We start from the raw sequence: 24318 nt of genomic DNA, 5'->3' as shown, positions 1-24318 counted from the left end.
CCAGAGGAATAAATTACGAACCACTTCTTATTCACCACCTTCATAAGGACTTAGCGGTAAGGGAATCAGAATATAAGAAAGTGCAGAACTACCAAAATAAGAGGTATTGCAACTGACCAATGCAAACGGTTCTTTTACTTCAGCAGCTTGCGTATACAGACCCGTTTCACTAATAGTGCCTGCCCCCCCTAACAACACATTAAATTCAGTAAATGGGGTCACATCATCCTTACCCACCTTACATTGCAACTGAACAGTGGTGGCAGTCGCCGAGCCTTCAGTCATGGCGGAATTGATATTGACAGCATGATTAACAACGATAATCGCGCGCTGTTCTAAACCGTTACTATCTGTCAAAATTATTTCATCAACGACGTAAGCATCCTCTACCTCATCATAGGGTCGTGGCGTGTAAACATTAGAGAAGCCTTCCTCAAGGTCGAGTGTGCCTTCAGTACCGGTTTTTTTAAGTGACCATTTAGGCGGAATACCGTCTGCTGTATTGGCGGTCAGCGTAACTTTATCTGCGTCACTTGGATCTTCGCCGATTACCTTTACAGTAACCAAGGGGTTAACGGTAATGGTCTTTTTCAACACACTTACCAACGCGTAGGTTTTGTAACCTCCCTGTGTGGCAATGACACGGACACGTGCTTGTGAGCCTTGGTAATTACCGAGATCTGGCGCAGTATATAGACCGCTAGTCGCATCAATGCTGCCAATAAACAGAGGGTCACCCGAGGCACTTTCAATAGACCACGTGACACCCGTAGCTCCCAGAGGGGTGATGGCAAACTGCTGGGTTTCGCCGTTTAGCATCACAGCTTCCATAGGCGTGATTTCATAGGCTGCTTGACTCGGACCCACCTCACCAAACATCACCAAATCATTCGGCAGGGCGCAAGAAGACAACAATACGGTATCTTCGTTTTTGAACAGAATACTTTCAAGAACAAACGTATTCAATTCGGGTAAATCAGAAATAACTTCAACCGTTGGGGTAATTATCGTGTTGTCCAGCTCAGGTAAATATTCATCCCTGAATTGAGGGCACAATTCCTCGATGGCGCGTCTAAGATGGGCGGTAGCGTCTGGTATATTTGTACATTCAATGCCTCGCCCCCATTCAATTACATGGCTCATCACATCAGAAGCAACCACACCACTTCCATCCGATTTGACTATGTACTCAACCTCAGAGAATGCTAGCCAAGACTGCTTAATAAGCCCGTGCCATCTCGTTCCCCATTGATTATTGAAACCCGCCTGCACACCAGCCGCATTGGAAGCAATCCATCTGGAACGCAAGACACCGTTATCGACACCAACCGATAAACCATTTCCATCACTAGGATCTCCAAAAAAAAATTCTTGGCTGCTAATTTTGACGGGGTATGTCGAGCCGTCTTCTACATAATAATATTCTTTAGCTTGCGAAATGCGACTTCCAGAAATCACATTCAGCTTATAAAGATTGCCATCCAGTACCACGCGAGTGTCAGCCGATGGATAATAATTCAGTATTTGGTGGCTAACAGCCTTATCGAGTAGTGTTTTTTGCCCCAAAATAATAACAGCAGAGTTGAGCTCTGTTAAATATTTAAAATCCTCGGGCAGTGAGTAACCTGCGACGTCACCCTCCATACTTACACATATGATTAACTCACCATCAGCTATCTCCGCAGCCTCTCCCCGCTTACGTACCGATAGCTTAACGATTGCAGGCTTCAGATATTGATTTTTACTGGTATCAATCTGACTTAAGGCCCACACTTTTTTGTCATCAGGTAGCGCAGATTCAAAATAGGCTTTAAAGGCGCTCCCCACCTCAACTTGATCAAGGTAATTATTATTAACATCGACAGAGAATTCAGTACCTTTTGCTATATTAAACATTACTTGATTTTTGTCGTTAACCGTTCCAGTTTCCAGGTTCATAATCATTGACAATACTTGACCGTCCAAGGGGTCAAACACCGAGATAGAAGTCACAATTCCTTTTGCCGCTACCGTTTTATAAGACCCTGCGACGATAGGCATTCTTATGACACAGCGAGGTTCATTTTTAATATCAGAGTCAGAATAGTTTTCAAATGACATCAGCGGCGCATCAAACTCATACCCATATAACTGTTTACGTTCCGCTCCCCCTGGAACATCAATATCAACAGGCAACATAACAGACTCGCTATTAAATCGACCAATATACTCCTGCTTTAGCATTTTATTAGCTTTTTGGCGGTCATACGCCAGAATAGCCCCCCACCCATAGGTTCGAGGTGTTTCTTCTAACCACGCCATCAACTGCTCTGATGCCCTGGGTGATGCAGGTAGTTTATTCAAGTTACGCACGGCTTGAAATATTTTGGTCATGTCACTGCTTCCTTCAAGTAGAATTTACACGCAAAAGCACATTTATTTTTTAAGCATCAACGTCAGCAAACGAAAAGGCAAATAGGTTTCCCCTTTATCAAAACTAACCTGAGTACTTATTGTGAACGTTGTATTAGGCGTGAGTTGTGTCAAAAATTCCTTTGATAACAAGGCACTGAATCGGCCTATGCTGACATCGCCCTCATGCACTTCAACTTCACGACACAAATACTCTTGAACATCGGGTTCACTCGTACCTCCTTTTGCTTGAATAGTGACACGCTGACCAGCAGCCATAAACTTCCACGTCTCCAATACAAATGGAGCCCCCGCGTCGGGCACCGCGGCCAAGGACAAAGTATTAGCATCCCCTCCCAGTTCATGCTTCAACAGTGGGAACTGGTTAGTGGGTAAACGATTAACTTGAACATCGAAAAAATCTGAATAATAAACTTCACCTTCCACGTGAGTAGAGTTGGGTGTCACACTGTAGGCCACATTGATACGCTTACCCATGAAGGGTGCAATGTACTCGAGGGGTATATTAAACTCTCTTGGTTTGTCTTCGTAGGATGGACCTGTATAAGCAGCCACGGTTCCGTCAAAGGCCCACTCTACGTTGACCGTATCGGTAATATCGATAACTGCTGCATCGGGAATAATGACATCGATACCAGCCACCGATCCTTCAATCGCATCGAACCAAAACTGATCGTTACCGTCCGGGTAGGCCGTTTTAACCATTGGAGCAATCAAGTCGCGTTTTTGCCTTATGGCAAGTGATAAAGAATTCGAACTTCTCGAGAACGTGTGACGCCCCCACTGATAAAAAAAATCTACCGCCTGCCAATTGTTAGCGACTAACCAATCATAATCAAAGTGACACTCTACTCGTCCACTATCAAGGACCGAAGGATCTACACGCAATGTGCGTAGAGCACTTAGCACCTGCAAACTGCTCGAGCCATAAACCCTTAGATCGTCACCTATTCGTGCGTTGTGTAACAACGGGATGCTCACGGTAATACCTGACTTATAATCGTCAGGATTAAGTTCTACGCCACTGAGATCATCGAAATCATTGATTGTCGGCGCCTCGAGCAAACTCTCACTTGACGGGATTATTACAAATCGTTGCTGAGTAGCATATGACACGCCTACGTTTGAAGGTGCGCTGTATTCTACGCAATAGTCCAAGTGGCCATAGCCACCTTCTATAAATTCAAAATAGGTCTTTTCAATAACCCATGTTAATGGCTGACCGATATCTTTCAGCGTGACGTCGTACTCATAACTGACGCTATCATCATGCGAACCGTCATCCATATATCCTTGCCACATAAAGGTGACTCTATCACCTGCGGCCATTGCTTGATAAGGCAAGACAGTAACACTTGCCCCAGTCCCTGGGAGATCATCAATATTTATACATAATGCATTAGACTCCGTAATGTGCGCGCAGGGCAGCCTTTGTGCGGGGCGTTTACCGACGTAAATAACCTGTCGCTTGGACTCAGGCTCTAGATCTTTTTCACCTTTAAGTTGAATGGCATACGAATAGAAAGCCCAGCCTTGATCAAGTGGAACCAGCAAATTATTGGGTACACTCACAGGCATACCTTTGCTAAAGTCTCCTTCGACGTCTACCCCAGAACGATCCAGATCCAATACCTCGCCCGAGGCACTGCACCCGCGCCAATTAGGCCATACTGTATCGCCCTCCTTAATGCCTTCATACCATACGTATGTCTGCAAATCGGCAGTACCTAACGCAACAAGATCCAGTACATTTTCCGGATCCAGACTATTGATGATAGGTTGCGGGTATATATCAACCACAAGATTTACTCCACGAAAGCACGCTAAGCAAGCGGGCATAGATGAGTCATGTATTTTTTTGGACATCGGTGTAGGTATTTTTTACACCTCAAAATGCTCCTTGCCTACTATCAGAAGTACTAGGTCCACTTGAGCTCAACAGCTGCTAAGCTGGCTGAAATCCCCCATGAAAACAGACACTGCTCCGGGTGCGAGCGCACAGCTTACAGTCTTGTTTGATCGTTATCGCACAAGCTTATTGCTTTTCATTTTTTAAGGTCGTTAACGTCTATTGATACACTTTTAAATAAGGAAACTTAACCCATGGTCGCTTCCACAGCAGTGCATTCAAACGCGTTCAACTTTTTAGGTGCTCTTCAAAACGGGGTTGATCCTCGCACCGGCCAATACACCATTACGGTAACGTTACCTGAACTTAAAACCTATTATTTAAATGGTCCAAGCCTTCCACTGACACTTTCATTCAATCCAATAAGTAGAGTTGATCGTGGTTTTGGCTATGGTTGGAACTTAAACCTCACTCACTACGATACGTCCACACAAATCATTTCATTACACACCGGAGAGACTTATAAGGTAGAGGGTTGGGATCCAGAAACGGCCCGCGCAATCATCCCGGAGCAAAGGCTAGATACGTTTCACCTTTATGATGAAGGTAACAACACTTATCGCCTGATGCATGTCTCTGGGGAAATGGAAATATTAGTCAATCAGGGCACCAGTGCAGTGCCTGAAGAATTTTACTCCGCCCAAGGGCAAAAAATTATATTGGCGTATACCGATTTTAATGGCTACCCGTTGCTCAACAGCATCACTGATGCGAACGATTTACTTGTTCTGTCAGTGACACGTGAGTCTGGAAGCAGCTTTATAGACATTGAGTTGTATCCATTTTCTGCGGAAGGGGGGACACCTGTTGCACATTACAGCTTGGAATTAACAGGCGATGAGGGTTGGGTCACCCAGATTCATCTACCTTCTGACGACAACGCCAAGTGGGAATTCACTTATAAAAATGTTTTTGGATGCCTGTGCATCGAAAGTGTCACTTCACCCGCGGGCAGCCAGGAACATCTCACCTATGACAATCAGGGACATGCACACCCGGCTCCTGGCAGTCAACCTATCCCACGGGTGTTCAAACATGTTGTATTTCCTTTTTTTGACCAACCGCCAATAGAGCACCACTACACCTACAGTAGCGAGAACTTTTTAGGTTACGGCGCGGGTAGCTTTGAATGGAATGATGATGGGTATGACAACCTGTATAAGGTATTAAACGACTACACCTATCACAGCACCCAAACACTAATCGTCAATGAGAGCCCTGTGCTCACCCAGGAACGCACGTTCAATCGCTATCACCTGCTGATCCAGGAGGTAACGACGCAGAACGGTCACGTACATCGCGTGATTTCAGAATATGCGATTAATCATAACCAACCTTTTCATCAGCAAGTTGCCTATTGCCAACTGCCTATTAAAAAGAAACAAACGTGGTATCTAACCGGTGATATTAATCAACTGCGAAGTTGCACAACTTCTAGCACGTACAACAACAGAGGCTTGATAACCAGTCATACCAAAGAAACCGGCGAGGTGGAACATTACACGTATTACAGCCCCGATGGAGAAGACTCAGAGGGTTACTTTTGCCCCCCAGATCCGGAGGGGTTCGTGCGATACCTGCGTGACAAAACAGTCACTCCGACTGTAGGTCAGCTTGGTTCAACGGCACCTAAACTACTAACCTGCTTTTCTTACACCTCGCTGAGTTCGCTGGCTTACGAGCAGATGGGCGATTCCATCTTAGTCCGTGAAGAGAATCTCTTCGAACTTAAAGACAACACACAATTTGCATTGCAGAAGACGTTAACCACTTATATTGATACTCCCAGCGCCCCATTACTGCATGGGCGTTTGAATAACAAAACCGTGATCGTTGACACCACTGCCTTAACCACAGAATACAACTACGAGCTCGACGATGATCCCACTCTCTTAGTCGTAACCCAAATAGATCGCACCAACGTTCTGGATCAACAACCACTGAGCAAGACTTCAGTCACCAAGCTCTCCATCTTTGATGCCGAACCACGTCAGCGCATTGAAAACTCAATTGTTCAAACTTATCGTTACGACAGCTTAGGCAGGCTGACTCAGGAAACCATTGCACCCGGTACAGAAGTAGAAGCCTCAAAATTTTACACTTACACCCTTAGTGTTGAAGGCTCTCAGTCCAAACAAGTAACTTTAAATGTTGACGGCGTTGAGACACACACTTATTTTGACGGACTTAACCGTGCTGTCCGTGAGGCTCGTCTAGACCCGACTGCTGGCGTTTTTGCCGGCGAAGAGGTCCGCACGTACAGTGCCCATTACGACGCCCAAGGCAATCTGATTAAAGAGTCCAGTTATGATTGGCTGGAAAACATTGAGCATGTATTTTCTCGCACATACGACTATGACAATTGGGGCCAGCAGTACTCTGTAACTGCACCAGACGGAACGCGCGCGGTAACGTGTTACGACCCTATTGGTATTGATGTAGGCACTCCAGCAGTAAAACACCCTACCGAAACTCACTACATACAATGTGCTGCCGAACCTACGCTCATCAGTGGTTTAACTGTCACCGTGCTTAATGCTTTTGAGAAACCTATCCGCATTGAGTCCCTTGCTGCCAACGGTAAACTGTTGGCCATTAAAACGTTCGCCTATGATGGATTTGGACGTTGTATTGAGTCTAAAGATGAGTCTGACCGTATTACACGCTATCGCTACGACAGCAGATCACGCTTACTGTCTACCACCCTCCCGGATCTGACCGTGGTCACCAACACGTATGCTCCCCATCCGCAACAAAGCCTACACACTTCGATATCTGTAAGCACTAACAATCATTTAGTGCCCACACAGTTGCTGGCCGAACAGCAGTTCGACGGATTTGGACGCCTCTTCTCAAAGACGGTCGGAACACTGACTGAGCATTACGACTATGTCGAAGGTCAAGATCAACTCAGCGGCTTAAAAAAACCCAGCGGTAATTACATAAAGTATGACTACGATCTGCGACTGATAACGCTGCCTAAAACTATCATGCTCGAGAATGAAACTGCACCATTGTGTATGTTCGAATACAACAAACTTAACGCCACGATGACCAAAGCCAGCAATGCTGATGGTGCCACGTATTACGAATATGACAGTCGCAAAAATCTTATTCGGGAAACGCACTCAGACAGTTCTGGCCATGAATTAATTAGCCAGTATGGTTATTCTGTAAATGGTCTTCCGTTGATTAAAACTGATAGCACAGGGATGGAAAAGCGATATTCCTATGACCAATTTTCTCGGCTCGAATCTGTAAAGCAGTCTCAGAACGAAGATAATAAATCGCTCAGCATCACCTTCACTTACAACCGTCTGGGGCAACTTTGGCGCACGACCACTGTAGACGAGGCTGCCAAAACAACGCTTCTTGTCGAGATCGAGTATGACGATCAGGGTCGGGAGGTTTTTCGTACTCAAACGCTAAATGCTCAAGCCCCACACACTTACTCGCAGCGTTGGTTACCCAATAACCTGCTAAATACTCGCGAACGCACAGTCGCCGGTATTTCGCAGCTCTTGGAACAATTTGAATATGACGCTAAGGGTCGCCTGCGTAAACACACCTTTAAGGGGCCTGCATTACCCAAAGATCGGTACGGTCATGAAATCACCCGTCAGGTATTTCGCTTTGATGCCCTCGATAATATACAGCGTTGTTGGACTACTTTTGCCGATGGACAATCAGATCTTGCCCTGTTCACTTACTCAACAGATGATGCGTGCCGCCTGCTCAGCGTCACTCATGATCATGCAAGTTACCCGACCTATCAGGCGTTTACGTATGACGCTGATGGCAACATGCAAAATGATGAGCAAAACCAACACTTGTTCTATGACACGCTAGGTCGTTTAGTACGCGTTGAAGCCGCAGACAGTGGGCAAATAGTCGGCAGATATCGTTACGATGCACACAATCATTTGATTGCAACACAAGTAAAAGACCAGTCTGAAACCTTACGTTTCTACGAAGGTAATCGCCTGAGCTTGGCTGTTCATGAAGGTATCAATACCCATCTGCTCACGGTTAATGACCAACCCATTGGCCAGCAACAAAATGGGGATGAGGCTAAAACATTGATATTACTTACTGATGCTAGCCACAGTGTCGTGGGGGAGTGCTTCAAAAACGAACTCCTTACCGCTACTTACACCGCCTATGGAGAACGCACTAGCGATCAAGCGCTTCAGAGCATGATGGCCTTCAACGGTGAAGTACTGGATGAGGCCAGCGGCTGGTATTTGCTGGGTAAGGGGTACCGCGCTTACAACCCACACCTGATGCGATTTCATAGCCCAGACTCCATGAGCCCGTTCGGTGCTGGTGGCCTAAACCCTTATGTATATTGCCTGGGAAATCCAATCGCTTTGCATGACCCAACAGGCCACGCCGGGTCGGGTCGTAACATACGTCCCAAAACTCAGAGACCTTCACGTGGGGGGGGAGTGATGGAGTGGATAGGTGTCATCATTGGCGTTCAACTTTTGATGATGGCCATTGTCGCAACGGTCTTCTTCCCACCTGCTGCTGTTGCAGCTTCGGCTATAGCAACCATGTTTTCTACCGGTGTTGTTAGTGCGGCTACAGCCGTAGGCGCCAGTGCTGGAGTATCTTCTTATATCGGTATGGCTGCTTACGCCGCAGCATATGGAGTTTCCTATCTGGCTTTTTCAATATTCCCAGTCACCAATATCCTCGATAAATCTTTATTTACTGTTGATGTTGCCTTGACCGGAGCTGAAGCGACTTCAATCATAACCAAGGATCATAAAAGCTTAGGCATTATTGAATTGGCCGGCTGGGCACCACTTCCAGCAAGTTTGATAGGCGGAATATTCATGGGGGGTGCCAAAGGCATTAAAGCGGCCTCCAAGAGATCTATAGCTCTTCCTGATGACCCGCATGTTAGTGCATATGATCATTTCCCAAGAGGGAGTGATAACTTCAATAACATAGATTCATCACTATTTGATCAAAGCGCGCCTGCGCCTGCGCCTGCGCCTGCGCCTGCGCCTGCGCCTGCGCCTGAGACAGCGTCCAGCTATTCCTCCGGAGAAGAAGTTTTATTCCAAAAAGTAGACTCTATCACAGTTACTAATACCTCGCGCAGAGACAGTGTGACTACGACAGGATCGCCAAGAAAAATACATCCAACCATAAAAACAAATTACGCATTTTTGACCACTGGCCTAAGTGCGACAAGTCAGTACAAAACTTCTACTACCCGCTTGTAATAAAGGCTAATAAAACCCCATGCTCAGGTGCCCTCAGCGCACCCAGAGCATGGGGTGGGGCACTGCCCGAGTGCCTTTACTCCTCACCGCAAAAATGAGAGTTCTCTCATATCTTCCGCCCACTGATCAATTCAGAATTCAGCCCGCAAAAAAGACTCACTCTACATACTCACTTTTAGATGCACTTAACAGTGAGCTATTTCGCTCCATGGACGCTGCATCTATCTCTAACAGGTTGAACTCCATGAAAAAAAAATTGATACCTCTGACGTTGGCTCTTCTAACGAGTGTGACCAGCCACATCGTTTCTGCGAACACCGGCACCATTAATTTTGTTGGCAAAATCGATAGTTCGACTTGCCCTATTGAAGTCGTGAATCCGGACAGCCAGGCGACCAGCAACGAAGTAAAAATGGGCACCGTCTCTCCGTCTAGGTTCACTGCAATCGGTCAAGAGTATCTGGGCAATGATTTTATCTTGCGCGTACCGGCTGACGCGGGTTGTAATTTAATCCCTGGAAATGTGGGAACAGTCACATTCACTGGAACTGCAGATGCGAGTGGTAATTTTTATGCGACCAAATCCTATACTGGTGCAGCTAAAGGCGTCGCGATTGTCATCAAGGATAGGACCGGTCAATCGGTTAACAATGGCACTCAATCTGCTGAATACCCGCTCAGTGATACCGTGGCCAGCGATATGAAGTTTGATGCTTACTACGTTTCAACTGCTGCCACGGTACAGCCCGGCCCTGCTGATGCCGATGTTAACTTCCTGGTCACTATCAACTGATCCATAAAGTGCGCCCTTGCTTTGCAAGGGCACACCCGTTACTCCTCTTTCTATCGTTATGCATAGGTATTCATCTAATGCCAGGCCTCTTCAGACGGGCAGCTTTTTCACGCCTCCTTTGCCTTGCCATCTCTGTTAGCGGTACTGCACTGCTCTGTAGCTCACCCACCCATGCCGCACTCACCATCAACGGCACACGCATTATTTACGAGAGCCATAAGCGCAGCGTTTCCGTTATTATCTCCAACCCCAGTAAACGCCCATTTGCCGTTCAAACCTGGATAAATACCGAGCGCGATGACACCACCACAGCTGTTCCCTTCATGCCCACACCTGCACTCTTTCGGCTGAACGCAGGCAAAGAACAATACGTTCAAATCAATCAATGGCCCCATACACTGCCCGAAGACCGAGAATCTGTATTTTATTTTAATGTTCAGGAAATCCCTCAATCCAAGAGTTCGGACACGGGCGTTCTGAATATCGCAATGCGTACCCGGATCAAATTGTTTTACCGCCCAACGTCGATAAAAAACCCTGCGGATACGCATTTAAAACAACTGCAGTGGGCCGTTAAAAAAATGGATGGGCACTACTATTTAGAAGCTCACAACCCGTCCCCTTACTTTATTTCTTTTGCGAGCCTTGAGCTGAGGTTTAGCGGGCAAAAAGAGCTCCCAACCAATCCTGCGATGGCGGCTCCATTTTCTCGCCAACTGTATCGACTCTCTGAGTACAAGCCCACAGCAGATACGCAAGTAACCTTCTCATCCATCAATGATTATGGCGGTGTTAGTCGTCCTCTTACGGTTGCTATCACTCCTGCCGATTAATACATCGCTGCGCTTCAATCTGTCTGGAACTCATCATGATCTGTCTATCCGGTCTGAGGGGCACCACTGCGTGTCTGTCTATCAGCCAGTTCGCATTAATCTGTGCCAGCGTTAATCTATTCACATTGCGCGACGTCCACGCTGAAGAACATGAATATTTTCAATCGAGCTTTATGCGCCAAACATCAGAGGCCGGACATCTTGCACTTGATGCGCTGTCTCAGGGGCAAGACGTGGTACCAGGGCGTTATTGGGTTGCGATTCACGTGAATTCACGCTTGATAGACCAACAGCACCTTGATTTCAAACTGGCAAACGATAACGAAACCCTTGAGCCCTGTTTGCCTGCCAGCCTCCTGACCTTGAGTGGTGTGAAGCTTGACGCCTTTGAAGATCCGATCTCTATGCAGGCGAACTGCCTGGATCTTTCAATCTTAATACCTGGTTCAACAGTTGACTTCGACAGTTCCAAAATGCTGATCGATATCTCTATTCCACAAATCGCACTTCGAGCTGACGTCGTAGGTTATGTTGACCCTGAGCGCTGGGACGCGGGCATAAATGCCGCCTACCTGAACTATCAAGCGTCTGCCCAACGCGGCAGAAATCGTTATAACGGCCTAACCGCTAGCGAAGATTTACTCCTCAACATGGGTGTCAATTATGAAGGGTGGCGTTTTCGGAGCACACAGGCACTGCGACAGGGTGAGTCGGACAAACGTGATTGGGTCCGCTCCTCAACCTTTTTACAACGCGACATACCGGGCACCTTTGCGAACATTACCCTGGGAGAAACCTCTACCGATGGCGATGTTTTTCGCAGCATCCCCGTACAAGGCGTTTTGATTCGTTCGGATGCAGGCATGCTTCCTGACGCGCTGCAAGGTTACGCTCCGATCATCCGAGGCGTAGCTCAAACACGTGCAAAACTTGAAATTCGGCAAAATGGTTATCCCATTTATTCAACTTATGTCAGTGCCGGGCCCTATGAAATAAACGATCTGAACACTGCGGGTAGCAGTGCAGAACTCGAGATTATTCTGACAGAGGAGGATGGCCAAGTGCGGCGCTTTACTCAACCCTTCTCGACCTTGAGCAACCTGCTGCGCGAAGGTGTTTGGCGATACAGCGCTTTCGCCGGTCGTTACAACGCCGTAAATGATTTGAGTTCCCCGCTGCTTTGGCAAAGCACGTTGACTGTCGGTACGGGTTGGGACACCACGCTGTATGGCGGGCTGATGGGGAGTGACTTTTATCAAGCGGGGTCTTTAGGTCTAGCCAAAGACCTAGGCGCCATTGGCGCACTGGCATTTGATGTGACGCGCTCCAATGCTCAGATCAACACAACCAATGAACACAGCCTGCGAGGGATGAGTTATGCCATCAAATATGGCAAATCTTTCACAACGGGTACTGACTTACGTTTTGCGGGTTATCGCTATTCAACCCAAGGCTATCGTGACTTTGATGAAGCGTTACGCGAGCGCTCTCAATCCTCAAGTTTCTTCGGTAGCCGACGGAGTCAGATTGTTGCCTCGCTCTATCAAAAATTAACGAACAATAGCTCCGTTAATTTGTCACTCTCGCATCAGGACTATTGGGGGACAGACTACAAACAGCGTCAATTTCAGTTCAGTTTTAACACCCAGCATAAAGGTATTACCTACAGCTTGATGGCCTCTCAGGCGTTGAGCGATACGTACAAGAATGATCGGCTAATCAGTCTGAGTGTTTCGATTCCTCTAGACTTTGCGCTGGCCTCCAATGCCACTTTTGATCTGCAAAAAAATGGCGAGCACTATAGCAAGCGCTCAAGTATCAGCGGTAAAACCTATGACCATAAACTTAGCTATCGAGCCTCATTCAGCCAAACGGAATCTCAGCAAACGTCCACTTCCTTTTCGACAAACTATCAAACGTCATTTGCGAGTCTGGGTGGGGGCGTCACCTATGGCACCGACTACCGTAGCTTAGCCATCAACACCAGTGGCGCGGTATTACTCCATGACCAAGGGATTGAATTCAGCCCTTACTTGGGAGAGACGATTGCGCTGATTCAAGTTCCGCAGATCGCTGGAGTGGGTGTCGTCAACGCGACCGGAGCGCTGACTAACAATGAAGGATTTGCCATAGCACCTTATATGCGTCCCTACCGCATTAACCACCTAGAGCTCCAAACTGACGACATTGACCCCAGCATCGAAATTGAAAATGGCACTGCCCAAGTTGTTCCTAGGCGCGGCGCGGTTGTCAAACACGTGTTCACAGCACGAAAAATCAACAGACTGCTGTTAACAGGCTCGCTGCCAAATGGGCAGCCTCTGCCTTTTGCAGCCCAAGTGAGTACAGCGGACGGTGAGCAGTTAGGGGTCATCGGCCAGGCGGGACAAATACTGCTGTCGACTGACTTAACACCACAAGTCCTAACAGTGCGGTGGGGCGTTTTGAGTGATCAGCATTGTGAGCTGAAGATCGAACCAGAGGCTATGCAAAAGCTTGATGGTTTTTACACGCAGGATTTGGTCTGCCGATAACTCTCTTGCGCAAATATAGTGGCGACCTTTAATAGGCTCGCCCGGTACCTTTGGGGTGTTTAATGACAACACTAATGCGACGGTTCGCATGCTTGATCGGCCTTTCTACTTGGTTAGTAATGCCATTGGCATCAGGGGCTCAGGAAGACAATAAATGCTTTTGGGCGGTCGGGGCAGGCCCGGTAACCTTCACCCCCAGACTTGGCACACTTTATGTACCCCGAGATGCGCCTGTGGGTACTCTCATTGGCTCAGAGCAGAGTTTGTTCACGCCCAACGATGAAGGAGCAAGAATAGAGTGCAGGAACGATGGGAATACCGTTTTAAACTTCAATGCCATGGCATCTGCTCCCATTTATATTGGCCCCATCCCACCACAGCCGGGGACTGTTTTGCATACCAATATTCCTGGCGTGGGGGCCTTGATCAAATTGGGAAGACCGCTGGTCAAAGAGTTCAATGAAGAGAATTCGTTTACCGCACTCAATGGCCCTTACGTGCCGATGCTCAGTGAGCACCGGCAACCGATGGGCAGTGCAAATTTCAGCCTTGGTAACTTAAGGCATACGCTAACCTTGATAAAAATTGGTCCCATTGCCCCCGGCGTGCATATATTGAATGGCAGCCCTCTCTTTAGTGGTCATTTCACAGGTATAGGCAAAGCCTTTAACTACGGCCTGGACGGCACTGTTGTTCAATCTCAATGCAGTTTGTCAAGTAACCCGGTCAGTGCAGATCCGGTGCAACTGGGTGACTGGGACAGTAAACACTTCACCCAAGAGGGTGATACGACAGACGCCGTAGATTTTCACATCAATATGGTTTCGTGCGAAACCGATCCATCGGGGGAATCTATTGCCATGGCTCATATTCGCCTAGAGGGCGCTAAAGGCTCTGTACCGTTTGACCCAGTCAACGGTATTTTCACCTTGGCGACCAATGCGACAGCAAAAGGCGTGGGCATTCAAATGCTAAAAGAGGATGGTCTAACCCCTGTCCCGCTAGGGGTCGATGTTCCAATTGTTTCGATAGTCCCGGGCAATATGGCTATGCACTTTAAGGCGCGCCTCTATCAAACCCACCCCACCGTTAACGTTGAGCCAGGCTCAGTAGAAGGTGCTCTGAATTTTACCTTGACGTATCAATGAATTAACCCCGCCCTGACCCACAACTTAAGGGCGGGGTTACCCTGCTAGTCCTTCAGTAGCGCCCATTCACGCCTGAAGTTGTACCAATAGCCTTTGTTATTAAAACTCACCCGCCCCTCAAAATTAATCTGAGTACCCACTTTAAATTTTTCGAGATCTGCCTTTGCCACGACCGTTGATACTTTTTCTTCGGTCACTTCCTCTTCCGTGACAGCGTGCTCGGTAAAATACTCAATCGTCAGGTTTTTACCATCCACACCTAACCCTACCAAACTAAAAGACAAAAACTGATCATCTGCCATAAAAGGCCAATAGCTGACAAATACAAAAGCACCACTTTGCGGTACATTTGCCAAACTTAATTCATGACCTTTGACACTTTCGCACTGCAGAGTAGGATAATTGGCCGCAAGCACATCAGAAATAGCCAAGTTATAAACTTTTGACGTCGCCAGCACTGTCATGCCTGAGCTATCAAGCACCTCGTAATACACAGGGATATAGCCTGCCCCATCTGCCAAACTGCTGACCATATGGGCTGCAATATAATCTTTAGACACCTTAAACTGTAAAGGGTCTATCGGATCTGCGTCACTGAGGCATAGTGAATTAAATGCCAGTGGATCAGCCCATTGCAAACGAACCTTCTCACCCTCATAAATATCAGCATCGGCGGGGAGTTTAACAACGACACCGTCTCCTGCAAAGTCGATATTCAATTTCCCATACTCAGCGGAGCCGCTGGCGCCTGTAACTTTTACGAAGTTAAGAGAACGCGGCGTCATGTCTACTTCAATCGGTACAGACTCACTGATCGGACTACTATTGCCTGCTTTATCGTACAGTTTATATTCGGCATAACACTCACCGTTCTGTGCAGCTTCAATCTGCACACGGGTGTAAACTATTTTTAGATCCGCCGGGACTGGAATTCGATTAATGTGTTGACTGCCTGCACTTGTTTTCCAATAATAATCCACTTCATCGCCCTCTTGGCGATCCGCATAATCCGGTATCACACAGACAAATTCATCACCGTGGGCTTCGAAGAATGGAATTGTAATTTGCGTGGTAGGCAATATCAATGCACCGGGCGGTGCGTGTTTATAGGGAGGGCTGCGATCAATGACCAAGGGGGTAATTTTTGAGTCATTTTCAGCGCCTCCATTATGTCCAATTACAAGATACCTAAAGTCAAACGGCCCTTCTTCGTAGTCTAATTTCCCCGCATCTATAGTGAGTAACAAAGGAAAATCTGTATCGTCAAGCGGCCCTTTAATTTCATACGCTTGCAGCGTATTAAACGCGTTTGAAGTATTCTGTCTACGCCATTGAAATGAAAGTTTATCAATGGCATTTTCTGGCGGGAGGTTATCCCATGCAGGCACCTCCACGGATAACGGTTGCTCCAGTGCTGAGGCGGGTAGTAAACCTTCGGGGGCTCCCGGCAAAGTTCCCAGTATATGGGGTACCTCCAACTCAATGTGTTTTGACCCTACCGTGGGGGCATCCACTGAGCCGTTAATTACGTTCACATTTTTTTTTCCGTCAGAATCAGTCATTGCCGTCACTCACTAAATTTCAATTTAATTGAACCTTGATCTGACGAGCAAAGTGAAAAGTCACTTTGCTCGTACAGCACGCCAAGTATATTTAGCAGGTTTTTGATCGGCTTGTTACTATCAGAACTACTAGCCCCCTACCTTTTTAGCGATAGACTATTACCTTACTTAACGCACACTTCATACTCACCAGCTGTAATGAACCCCTACAGAACCACCCAACGGTTGCTCAATGCCATCGCCCTTGCTGTATTCCAGGTCAGCATATGCCTTAACTTTCTGAGTCAGGGTCATCGTCACACCTGCGCCAAACTCACCCCGCGAACCTGACAAATCGTTGTTAAACACATTGTCGTTCACTTTAACTTCGTTGTTTTTAGAGAACTCATGCACGTACGCTGCACGCAGGTAAGGTTGTACGAGCTGGCCGCTCGCCAACTCAATATTACGACCAACCGTAGAGCCAAGTTCGCCCAACAATGAACGCGTGCGATCACCTTCGGCACGCAGTCCATTATCAAGGTCATAATTTTTACCTTGAATCACTACGCTCGATACTTGGGCATAGGGCTCAACAAAATACCCGTCCTTTAACGTTATATGCCGCCCAAACTCTGCAGAGGCACCGACACCATAATTGTTATAACTGCCTTTTGTGCTTGTGTTATCACTCAAGTTCACATCTGATTTATTCTGAAAGCGGTTAACCTTCACGACACCATCAAAGTAATAACCTGTTTGCGCATCAAGCCACGTGGTGTAGGCGCCCGCGTAGTAACTGTTTACGGTACCGGAAGTACCGCGATCAAGGTCAAGATCAGACCGGCTATAACCGGCCATCAAACCCGCCAGCCACTGCCCATCACCGATAGGCAACGGTGCATCCGCACCGAACGTTAACCCTTGCTGGTTTTGCTTATAGCCCGCACCGGTAGAAGCGGACACCACGTACTTATTACCATAGGCTCTAACCCACGCACCGGACTGACCCGTACCGACGCGCAACTCACCCATGCGTGAACGCAGTGTTGTCAACTCTCCGTACCAGATAGTCGGTGCCGTGTTAAACAATGCCATGGCCGACTGAGTGCCGGGGCTGATGGTCTTACTTTCCGGGTTCAAATACCAATCGGTTGCGCCTCCAGTTTCAGTGCTAGCTAACTGATAGGAATAAGCCCCAAGGTCAATCCGATCATTCAGCAGCGAAAATTTTGCATCCCCTGCTGCGGTGTGCACTAGATAAAGCTTGTCTGCATTAATCGGATCAGCACCGGAACTGGCCACTACTAATTGGTGATTCCCGGTCGCGGTGCCAGTCACGTCAAGTTGATCGGTCTGGCCTGTTGAAAAATCTGAAGCCATAAAGAAAGTGCCGCCAGTCCCACTCAGGTTACCCACCGACAGCGTGAAGTAAGAAGTAGGCTCACCAAACTTAATCGAACCGCCATTCATGGATAAGTCGGACACTGTACCGTCTTCAACCATCACCCACTGAGCTTGGCTATTGATTGCCAGACTCGTGAGATTTTCGAGGCGCCCGGTTAAGGTAGCTTGATTATCAAGGATCACGTTGGCAGTAGCGCCGGATGCGGCAATCACATCTCCCGCAAGGTGGGTATTGCTGTCACTGACTCGCAAGGTAGCCGTGGACGTGCCATTAACCTCCATTAAGTGACCGTTACCACCGGAGAGTGTGGCGCCATTCATCACATTGATTTGAGTGTGAGTAGCGCCTGAATCGTAGTTTTCTACAACGATGGCTGACCCGGTACGCCCGACCACTGTTGTGCTGTCCAGGTTAATAAGCGTATCTTCGGGGTTAAAGTAATCAAAGACTTGTATGCCGTTCAGCCCCCCAACAATCGTGCCTCTTACCGCTGAGGCCGTACCATTGAACACCTCAAGTCCGATGCCATCGGCCCCGTTGGCCAACAACGTGGTGTCGGTCATCTCCAGCCGGCTCAATTGAGAGACAGTTGCGCCGCGAGTCATACCTGTGATGGTGCTACTGAATACCTGTACAGCAGACCCTACTCCTGTATCCGCAGCGACCCTAAGACCGATCTCATTACTGTTAATCGTACTGCCCGTGATGGTCGCCGTGCTGCCATAAAGACTCACGCCGGGCTCGGTACCGTCACCGTTTACGGTTGACCCGTTTAATACCAAATTTGACGTGGTCACCTCAATATTGCGTGAAGTCGCATTATTGGCAGTCAGCGTCCAGCCATTGAACACTTTATATTTATCCAGCGGACTACTTGAAGCATCAATAATGGCATCTTCATACCCGATAACCACCGTTTCAGCATACGAGCGCTCACTGACCAACAGACTAGAGCCCATTACAACAAGAAATATACTTTGAGAAAGCGGAGAGTGTAGATAGGGCATAGTCATCAACCTAATAACTGGTGCGGGTTTTATGCAAAGAATCACCTTAGGCTTCTCTCGGCACATTCATACAAAGCCAACGCATGTTACGCACCTTGTCTAAGCCTTAATGTAGGACTATCCCTACGCTTCTGTAAGGATAGTCCCGACAAATGGGGCATTTGAAAATCTATGGATTGGGGGGAATAGTGCACGGCCCACCGGGGCTATACATCCCGATTTTCACAGTCGCCTCTCCAGGTTGTTCTACACCATCAATAAGCAGGGTGTACTCAAGCTTGCCACTGCCATAAGGATTACCATCAGCATTGTAAATAGGTAGAAAATAGGTTTCATAAGGTCTGACCCACCAGTCAAAACCCTCTTTTTCTTGCTCCTCAGTCACCGTAAGCTCGCCACTTTCAAGTGGGCCACCCGGTATTGGATCTACGGTGTTGTCATCAATATAACTGGTCCATTTCAGTTTTATTTTTCTGCCCGCATTCAAATACCTAGACGCTGGTATATGCACACGAACCCCATAGGTGTTATCATCGGTCAACTCTAATGAGGGACAATTCAGCCAGTTATAATTAGGATCAATTTTAGGGAATTGAGGCGCCTCCAGCACAATAGGGACCCCCGTTACCTTTACTGGCTTGGGCTTTGATTTTTCTTCATTAATAAAATCTTTATGAGAGACGGTAAACCACGCATCAATGTCGCCGTTGCCCGCCGCGTCAATATCGGCCCAATTAACAGTGAGCTCTATGTCAGGATCGCCAGGAGCCTCTGTAGTGACTGTATGGGTTCCGATGGATTTACCTCCCCAAAAAAATTCGATTAACTGGTCGGTGGCAATCCCCACATAAGGGGACAGTTTTATCGTGGCAGGTTGGTTAGCATCAGCATCCACTATTTTATCGATTTCACCCGTATAACTGTTTACGGTCACTACGCCGAGTGCTGGGTTTACTGGATTAGGCTCATCCGGGTTTTCAGGACCCACCTTGGACAAATCAACCTGAATCGTTACATCGGCAGAACCCAAGAGTATCGAGCCCCGATAATAATCGTACTTAACAGTGGTGGCTTGAGAACCAGACGTCGTGAAATCATAGGCCGCTTTCAAAACAGCCCACGGCACAGGAACATTAACTGGAAACTGATTAATTGGATAAGGGGGAACCAGTTTTTCACTTCCCCACGTGACCGTAATAGCATCGCCAATCTTCCAGTTGAGTACCTCCGTCTTGATATCAACATAAACACCCAAAAACGCATCATCACGGTCAATTATATTATCTGAACCATCATCGGCATGGCGCACCGTCAGCGCCGGGAACGGAGCCACAGGCCAAGGCCCAAGCGCTACTGGCATTTTCACGGACTTGCCAATGCGACTGTCATTACCAGCTTTATCGACCAAGATATAACACGCGTAATAGTCACCATCACCCGCGTCAACGATAGTTGATTGGGGAATGGTGAACTGTCGATTTGTCGGAATATCTTGATAGCCACCGATCGGCGTCAAACCCGATATATCTTCGGGCACATCACCTTTCACCCAAAACACGCCAATTTTATCGCCATCCGCTTGATCCTGATACGAAGGAATAGTGGCTACCACGGCATCACTGTTTGCATCCGTGATAGGGCCAGTCGGGAGGACCAAGTCTGCGGGATAGGCATTGCCATAGGGCGGAAGAATATCGAGCACTATGGGCGTTGCTTCCGACCTTTGTTGTACGCCATTACCGAAAACTTTGTATCGAAAATAGAAAGCACCATGCACATTTTCAAAAAACTCAACCGGTATCTCTAGAGGGATAGGATCCGGGTGCGCTCCTTTTATCTCTGTTTTTAGAAGGTCTGTATACGAAGTATCGTTGTCGTCACTGTTTTGCAGCCGCCATTGCAGAGTTAACTCGTCTCCTACCGGAAAATTGGGATCCTCAGGAAGACCCGCCCAATGCGGAATCCCAACCTTGAGAGGCTCTTTTAAAAGCGCTTTAGGCATGAGCCCCTGCGGTTCACCCGGCAAAACACCTTGCACAGTAGGCTTAGCAAGTTCATTAACACGCCTTAACTCAGCACGACGTTTTAAAAAAGCCTTACGCGCATTTCGAGCAGCCAATTTCCTCTCAAGCATATTCATCGTTCAACCCTCAATTCATAGAGAAAGTACCAGTACCTCAGCCCCCCTGATAGCAACTTAGTTTTTGCCTTGGATAAACAGGTAAAGCACGTGTTAAAGTCCGAAGCATAAATACAAACTCATCAGGCATGACTCTATTGAAAGAATATTTTCATCCATAAGTGCCTGAGTATTTCTAAACGCTTAAAAGTATTGAACGCCTTTTTATGGCGGCTGAATACTGTCAGAAATGACAGGTATACCCATTTTTTCCATCAGACCACCCACCGCACTCCCCCCTCCAAGATCCCCGGCAGTGTCAATTTAGAAGCGGCGTTGGCCCAAGCGTCAGACTTGTTGCGCTGCGCGGGCGCTTCGGCGAATGAAGTGGGCAATGGCATGCCCGGCGCCACACGCGACTTGGTGATGTCGATAGGGCATGTGGTGGAGCTGGCCAAAGCCTATGTCGATAAATCGCTGGACGGTTTAACAACGAACTGACGCTGCACGCGCCTGGGTACAAGCAGGCGCGCGCCCCAATATCAACAAGCTCGCTCACCGTAGGTTTCTTACTTACGCTTTTGGTACAACTTAGGCTCACCGGGCGGACGGGTCTTGAAACGGCGGTGGGCCCACAGGTATTGCTCGGGGCATTCACGAATGGCCCGCTCGACCCACTGATTGATGCGCAGGCAATCGGCCTCATCGCTTTCTCCGGGGAAATCCTTCAAAGGCGGATGAATCACCAACTTGTAGCCACTGCCATCCGCCAGTCGTTGTTGAGTAAAGGGCACAACGTGCGCTTTGCCCAGCTTGGCAAACTTGCTGGTGGCGGTCACGGTGGCCGCCTGAATGCCAAACAAGGGCACAAAAATACTCTGCTTGGCGCCGTAGTCCTGATCCGGCGCATACCAAATCGCACGCCCCGAGCGCAGCAGCTTGAGCATGCCGCGCACGTCATCACGTTCCACGGCCAGCGAATCCAGGTTGTGGCGCTCGCGGCCCCGTCGCTGAATAAAATCGAACAGCGCGTTCCCATGCTCGCGGTACATGCCATCGATGGTGTGTTTTTGCCCGAGCAGGGCCGCGCCGATTTCAAGCGTGGTGAAGTGGAACGCCATGAGGATCACCCCTTTGCCTTCCAACTGCGCCTGCTTGAGGTGCTCCAGCCCTTCTACATGGGCCAGCCGGGCCAGGCGCGGCTTGGGCCACCACCAGCTCATGGCCATTTCAAAAAATGCGATACCGGTGGACGCAAAGTTCTGCTTGAGCAAGTGCTTGCGCTCGGCGGCGCACTTTTCGGGGAAACACAATTGCAGGTTGCGCGCGGCAATGCGCCGACGATCACCGGCGACCCGGTACATCAGCGCGCCCAACACACGCCCCAACCCCAATTGCACTTTATAAGGCAGCTGCACCACCAGCCACAGCAGGCCAAGGCCAAGCCACAGCAGCCAAAAACGCGGGTGAAAAAAAGCAGCACGAAAACGCGGGCGATCCATTAATGATTCCGGACAGACACAAGGGCCGGGCATTCTACATCGTTCGACCCCGCTTGCGGCTCGCGGGCGATCTCGTTATAAGTCTCAGCACTTTAAGTGACAAGCCGCATTAAGCCGACCATGAGCCAAACCGAATCGCTAGACCAAGCCCCTGTGTTCCAGCTTAAGGGCAGTATGCTCGCCATCACGGTGCTGGAACTGGCCAAAAACAACCTTGAAGCCCTGGATCGCCAACTGGCAGCCAAAGTGGCCCAAGCCCCGAATTTTTTCAGTAATACCCCGCTCGTCCTGGCGCTGGACAAAATGCCCGCCGGTGAAGGTGCGATTGATTTGCCAGGCCTGATGCGTGTCTGCCGTCAACATGGCCTGCGCACACTGGCCATTCGCGCCAGCCGCATAGAAGATATTGCCGCCGCGATTGCCATCGACCTGCCTGTGCTGCCACCGTCCGGCGCCCGTGAGCGGCCGATTGAACCGGTCGAAGCCGAGGTGAAGAAAAAACCCGAAAAACCGCCCGAGCCTGTGGTCAAGCCGACCCGCATCATCACCAGCCCCGTACGCGGCGGCCAGACGGTGTATGCCGAAGGGGGCGACCTGGTGGTCATGGCGGCGGTCAGCCCCGGTGCGGAACTTATGGCCGATGGCAACATCCATGTGTACGGGCCAATGCGCGGTCGAGCACTGGCCGGGCATAAAGGCAACACCAAGGCGCGCATTTTCTGCCAGCAGTTGAGCGCCGAGCTGGTGTCGATTGCCGGCAAGTACAAAGTGTCGGAAGACCTGCGCCGTGATCCATTGTGGGGTGCAGGGGTTCAAATCAGTCTGTCAAGTGACATGTTGAACATCACCCGTCTTTAACGGATACTCTCGCCATTTTCCAACCATCTCAAAAGCGTAGAGAAAACAGTTTAAACCTTGTAGGAAATCACCAATCAGCCAGCGCTTACGGCTTGTAAACGCCGACCTGAACGATCATCCGCCAGGACTGTTCACCTGCCGTCGTTAATAGAGATGTTATTCAGGGGCTAAAAAGTCCTTTTTCCTTAGGGGTGAAACACCTTGGCCAAGATTCTCGTGGTTACATCCGGCAAGGGTGGTGTGGGTAAGACCACCACCAGCGCCGCTATCGGTACCGGCCTCGCACTGCGCGGCCATAAAACAGTGATCGTCGACTTCGACGTCGGCCTGCGTAACCTGGACTTGATCATGGGCTGCGAGCGCCGCGTGGTGTATGACTTCGTGAACGTGGTCAACGGCGAAGCCAACCTGCAACAGGCCCTGATCAAAGACAAGCGCCTGGAAAACCTGTACGTGCTGGCCGCCAGCCAGACCCGTGACAAGGACGCACTGACCAAAGAAGGCGTCGAAAAAGTTCTGATGGAACTTAAACAAACCTTCGAATACGTGGTGTGCGATTCCCCGGCCGGTATCGAAACCGGTGCGCACCTGGCCATGTACTTCGCTGACGAAGCGATTGTCGTGACCAACCCTGAAGTTTCCTCGGTACGTGACTCGGACCGCATGCTCGGCCTGCTGGCCAGCAAGTCCAAGCGTGCTGAAGAAGGCCAGGACCCGATCAAGGAGCACTTGCTGCTCACCCGTTACAACCCGGAGCGCGTCAGCAGCGGAGAAATGCTCGGCGTTGAAGACGTCAAGGAAATCCTCGCCGTGACCCTGCTGGGCGTGATTCCGGAGTCCCAGGCTGTTTTGAAGGCTTCCAACCAAGGTGTGCCGGTCATTCTTGACGACCAGAGCGACGCTGGCCAGGCCTACAGCGATGCCGTCGATCGCTTGCTGGGCAAGTCCGTGGAACATCGATTCCTCGATGTCAAGAAGAAGGGATTCTTCGAGCGTATCTTTGGAGGCAACTAAACA

General features: G+C 48.8%; 14 protein-coding genes. 8 read left to right on the top strand and 6 right to left on the bottom strand.

Annotated features, from left to right (window positions below; genetic code table 11):
• Nucleotides 1-27: 27 nt before the first annotated feature.
• Both IF654_RS08250 and IF654_RS08245 read right to left on the bottom strand, forming a co-directional pair.
• Nucleotides 28-2373 carry a hypothetical protein gene (locus IF654_RS08250; RefSeq protein WP_194862599.1) on the bottom strand — a complete coding sequence of 782 codons (2346 nt, stop codon included), beginning with the start codon at nt 2371-2373 and terminating at the stop codon, nt 28-30.
• Between the two features lie 42 nt (nt 2374-2415).
• Entirely contained in the window at nt 2416-4212 is a 1797-nt protein-coding gene (locus IF654_RS08245) for a hypothetical protein (RefSeq protein ID WP_047274236.1), read from the bottom strand.
• A gap of 303 nt (nt 4213-4515) precedes the next feature.
• On the opposite strand from IF654_RS08245, the gene IF654_RS08240 reads away from it, so the two are divergent.
• The 5 genes from IF654_RS08240 (at nt 4516) to IF654_RS08220 (ending at nt 14866) form a co-directional block, all read left to right on the top strand.
• On the top strand, nt 4516-9558 hold the full coding sequence (locus IF654_RS08240) for an RHS repeat domain-containing protein (RefSeq protein ID WP_194862600.1): 5043 nt from the start codon (nt 4516-4518) through the stop codon (nt 9556-9558).
• 244 nt (nt 9559-9802) lie between these two features.
• Nucleotides 9803-10351: a fimbrial protein gene (locus IF654_RS08235; protein ID WP_047274234.1), complete on the top strand. Its 549-nt coding sequence runs from the start codon at nt 9803-9805 to the stop codon at nt 10349-10351.
• A 77-nt stretch (nt 10352-10428) separates the two neighbouring features.
• On the top strand, nt 10429-11184 hold the full coding sequence (locus tag IF654_RS08230) for a fimbrial biogenesis chaperone (RefSeq protein ID WP_080960318.1): 756 nt from the start codon (nt 10429-10431) through the stop codon (nt 11182-11184).
• 35 nt (nt 11185-11219) lie between these two features.
• Nucleotides 11220-13718, top strand: coding sequence for a fimbria/pilus outer membrane usher protein (locus tag IF654_RS08225; protein WP_194862601.1), 2499 nt, complete (start codon nt 11220-11222; stop codon nt 13716-13718).
• A gap of 92 nt (nt 13719-13810) precedes the next feature.
• Nucleotides 13811-14866 carry a fimbrial protein gene (locus IF654_RS08220; protein ID WP_157774093.1) on the top strand — a complete coding sequence of 352 codons (1056 nt, stop codon included), beginning with the start codon at nt 13811-13813 and terminating at the stop codon, nt 14864-14866.
• A 44-nt stretch (nt 14867-14910) separates the two neighbouring features.
• Here IF654_RS08220 and IF654_RS08215 read toward each other — a convergent pair whose 3' ends face one another.
• From IF654_RS08215 to IF654_RS08205, 3 genes are all read right to left on the bottom strand, one after another.
• Nucleotides 14911-16428, bottom strand: a complete 1518-nt coding sequence (locus tag IF654_RS08215) for a hypothetical protein (protein WP_194862602.1) — start codon at nt 16426-16428, stop codon at nt 14911-14913.
• A gap of 186 nt (nt 16429-16614) precedes the next feature.
• A complete protein-coding gene (locus tag IF654_RS08210; protein WP_418889550.1) occupies nt 16615-18822 on the bottom strand; it encodes an autotransporter outer membrane beta-barrel domain-containing protein in 2208 nt (735 codons plus the stop codon).
• A gap of 169 nt (nt 18823-18991) precedes the next feature.
• A complete protein-coding gene (locus tag IF654_RS08205; RefSeq protein ID WP_047274230.1) occupies nt 18992-20962 on the bottom strand; it encodes a hypothetical protein in 1971 nt (656 codons plus the stop codon).
• A gap of 192 nt (nt 20963-21154) precedes the next feature.
• Here IF654_RS08205 and IF654_RS23250 point away from each other — a divergent pair, with 192 nt between their 5' ends.
• On the top strand, nt 21155-21442 hold the full coding sequence (locus IF654_RS23250; RefSeq protein WP_371057953.1) for a DUF6124 family protein: 288 nt from the start codon (nt 21155-21157) through the stop codon (nt 21440-21442).
• A gap of 68 nt (nt 21443-21510) precedes the next feature.
• On the opposite strand, the gene IF654_RS08195 is transcribed toward IF654_RS23250, so the two are convergent.
• Nucleotides 21511-22443 carry a lipid A biosynthesis lauroyl acyltransferase gene (locus IF654_RS08195; RefSeq protein WP_047274228.1) on the bottom strand — a complete coding sequence of 311 codons (933 nt, stop codon included), beginning with the start codon at nt 22441-22443 and terminating at the stop codon, nt 21511-21513.
• A 120-nt stretch (nt 22444-22563) separates the two neighbouring features.
• Here IF654_RS08195 and minC point away from each other — a divergent pair, with 120 nt between their 5' ends.
• Together minC and minD are read left to right on the top strand one after the other, a co-directional pair.
• Complete coding sequence (minC, locus tag IF654_RS08190) at nt 22564-23301, top strand: septum site-determining protein MinC (protein WP_047274226.1); 738 nt, start codon at nt 22564-22566, stop codon at nt 23299-23301.
• A 201-nt stretch (nt 23302-23502) separates the two neighbouring features.
• Nucleotides 23503-24315, top strand: a complete 813-nt coding sequence (minD, locus tag IF654_RS08185) for a septum site-determining protein MinD (protein ID WP_047274223.1) — start codon at nt 23503-23505, stop codon at nt 24313-24315.
• Nucleotides 24316-24318 lie beyond the last annotated feature (3 nt).

The sequence above is a fragment of the Pseudomonas lundensis genome (assembly GCF_015377145.2).
GTDB classification, from domain to species: Bacteria; Pseudomonadota; Gammaproteobacteria; order Pseudomonadales; family Pseudomonadaceae; genus Aquipseudomonas; species Aquipseudomonas lundensis.
Note: the sequence above shows the minus strand (reverse complement) of the source record. Positions and strands in the feature narration are given on the sequence as shown.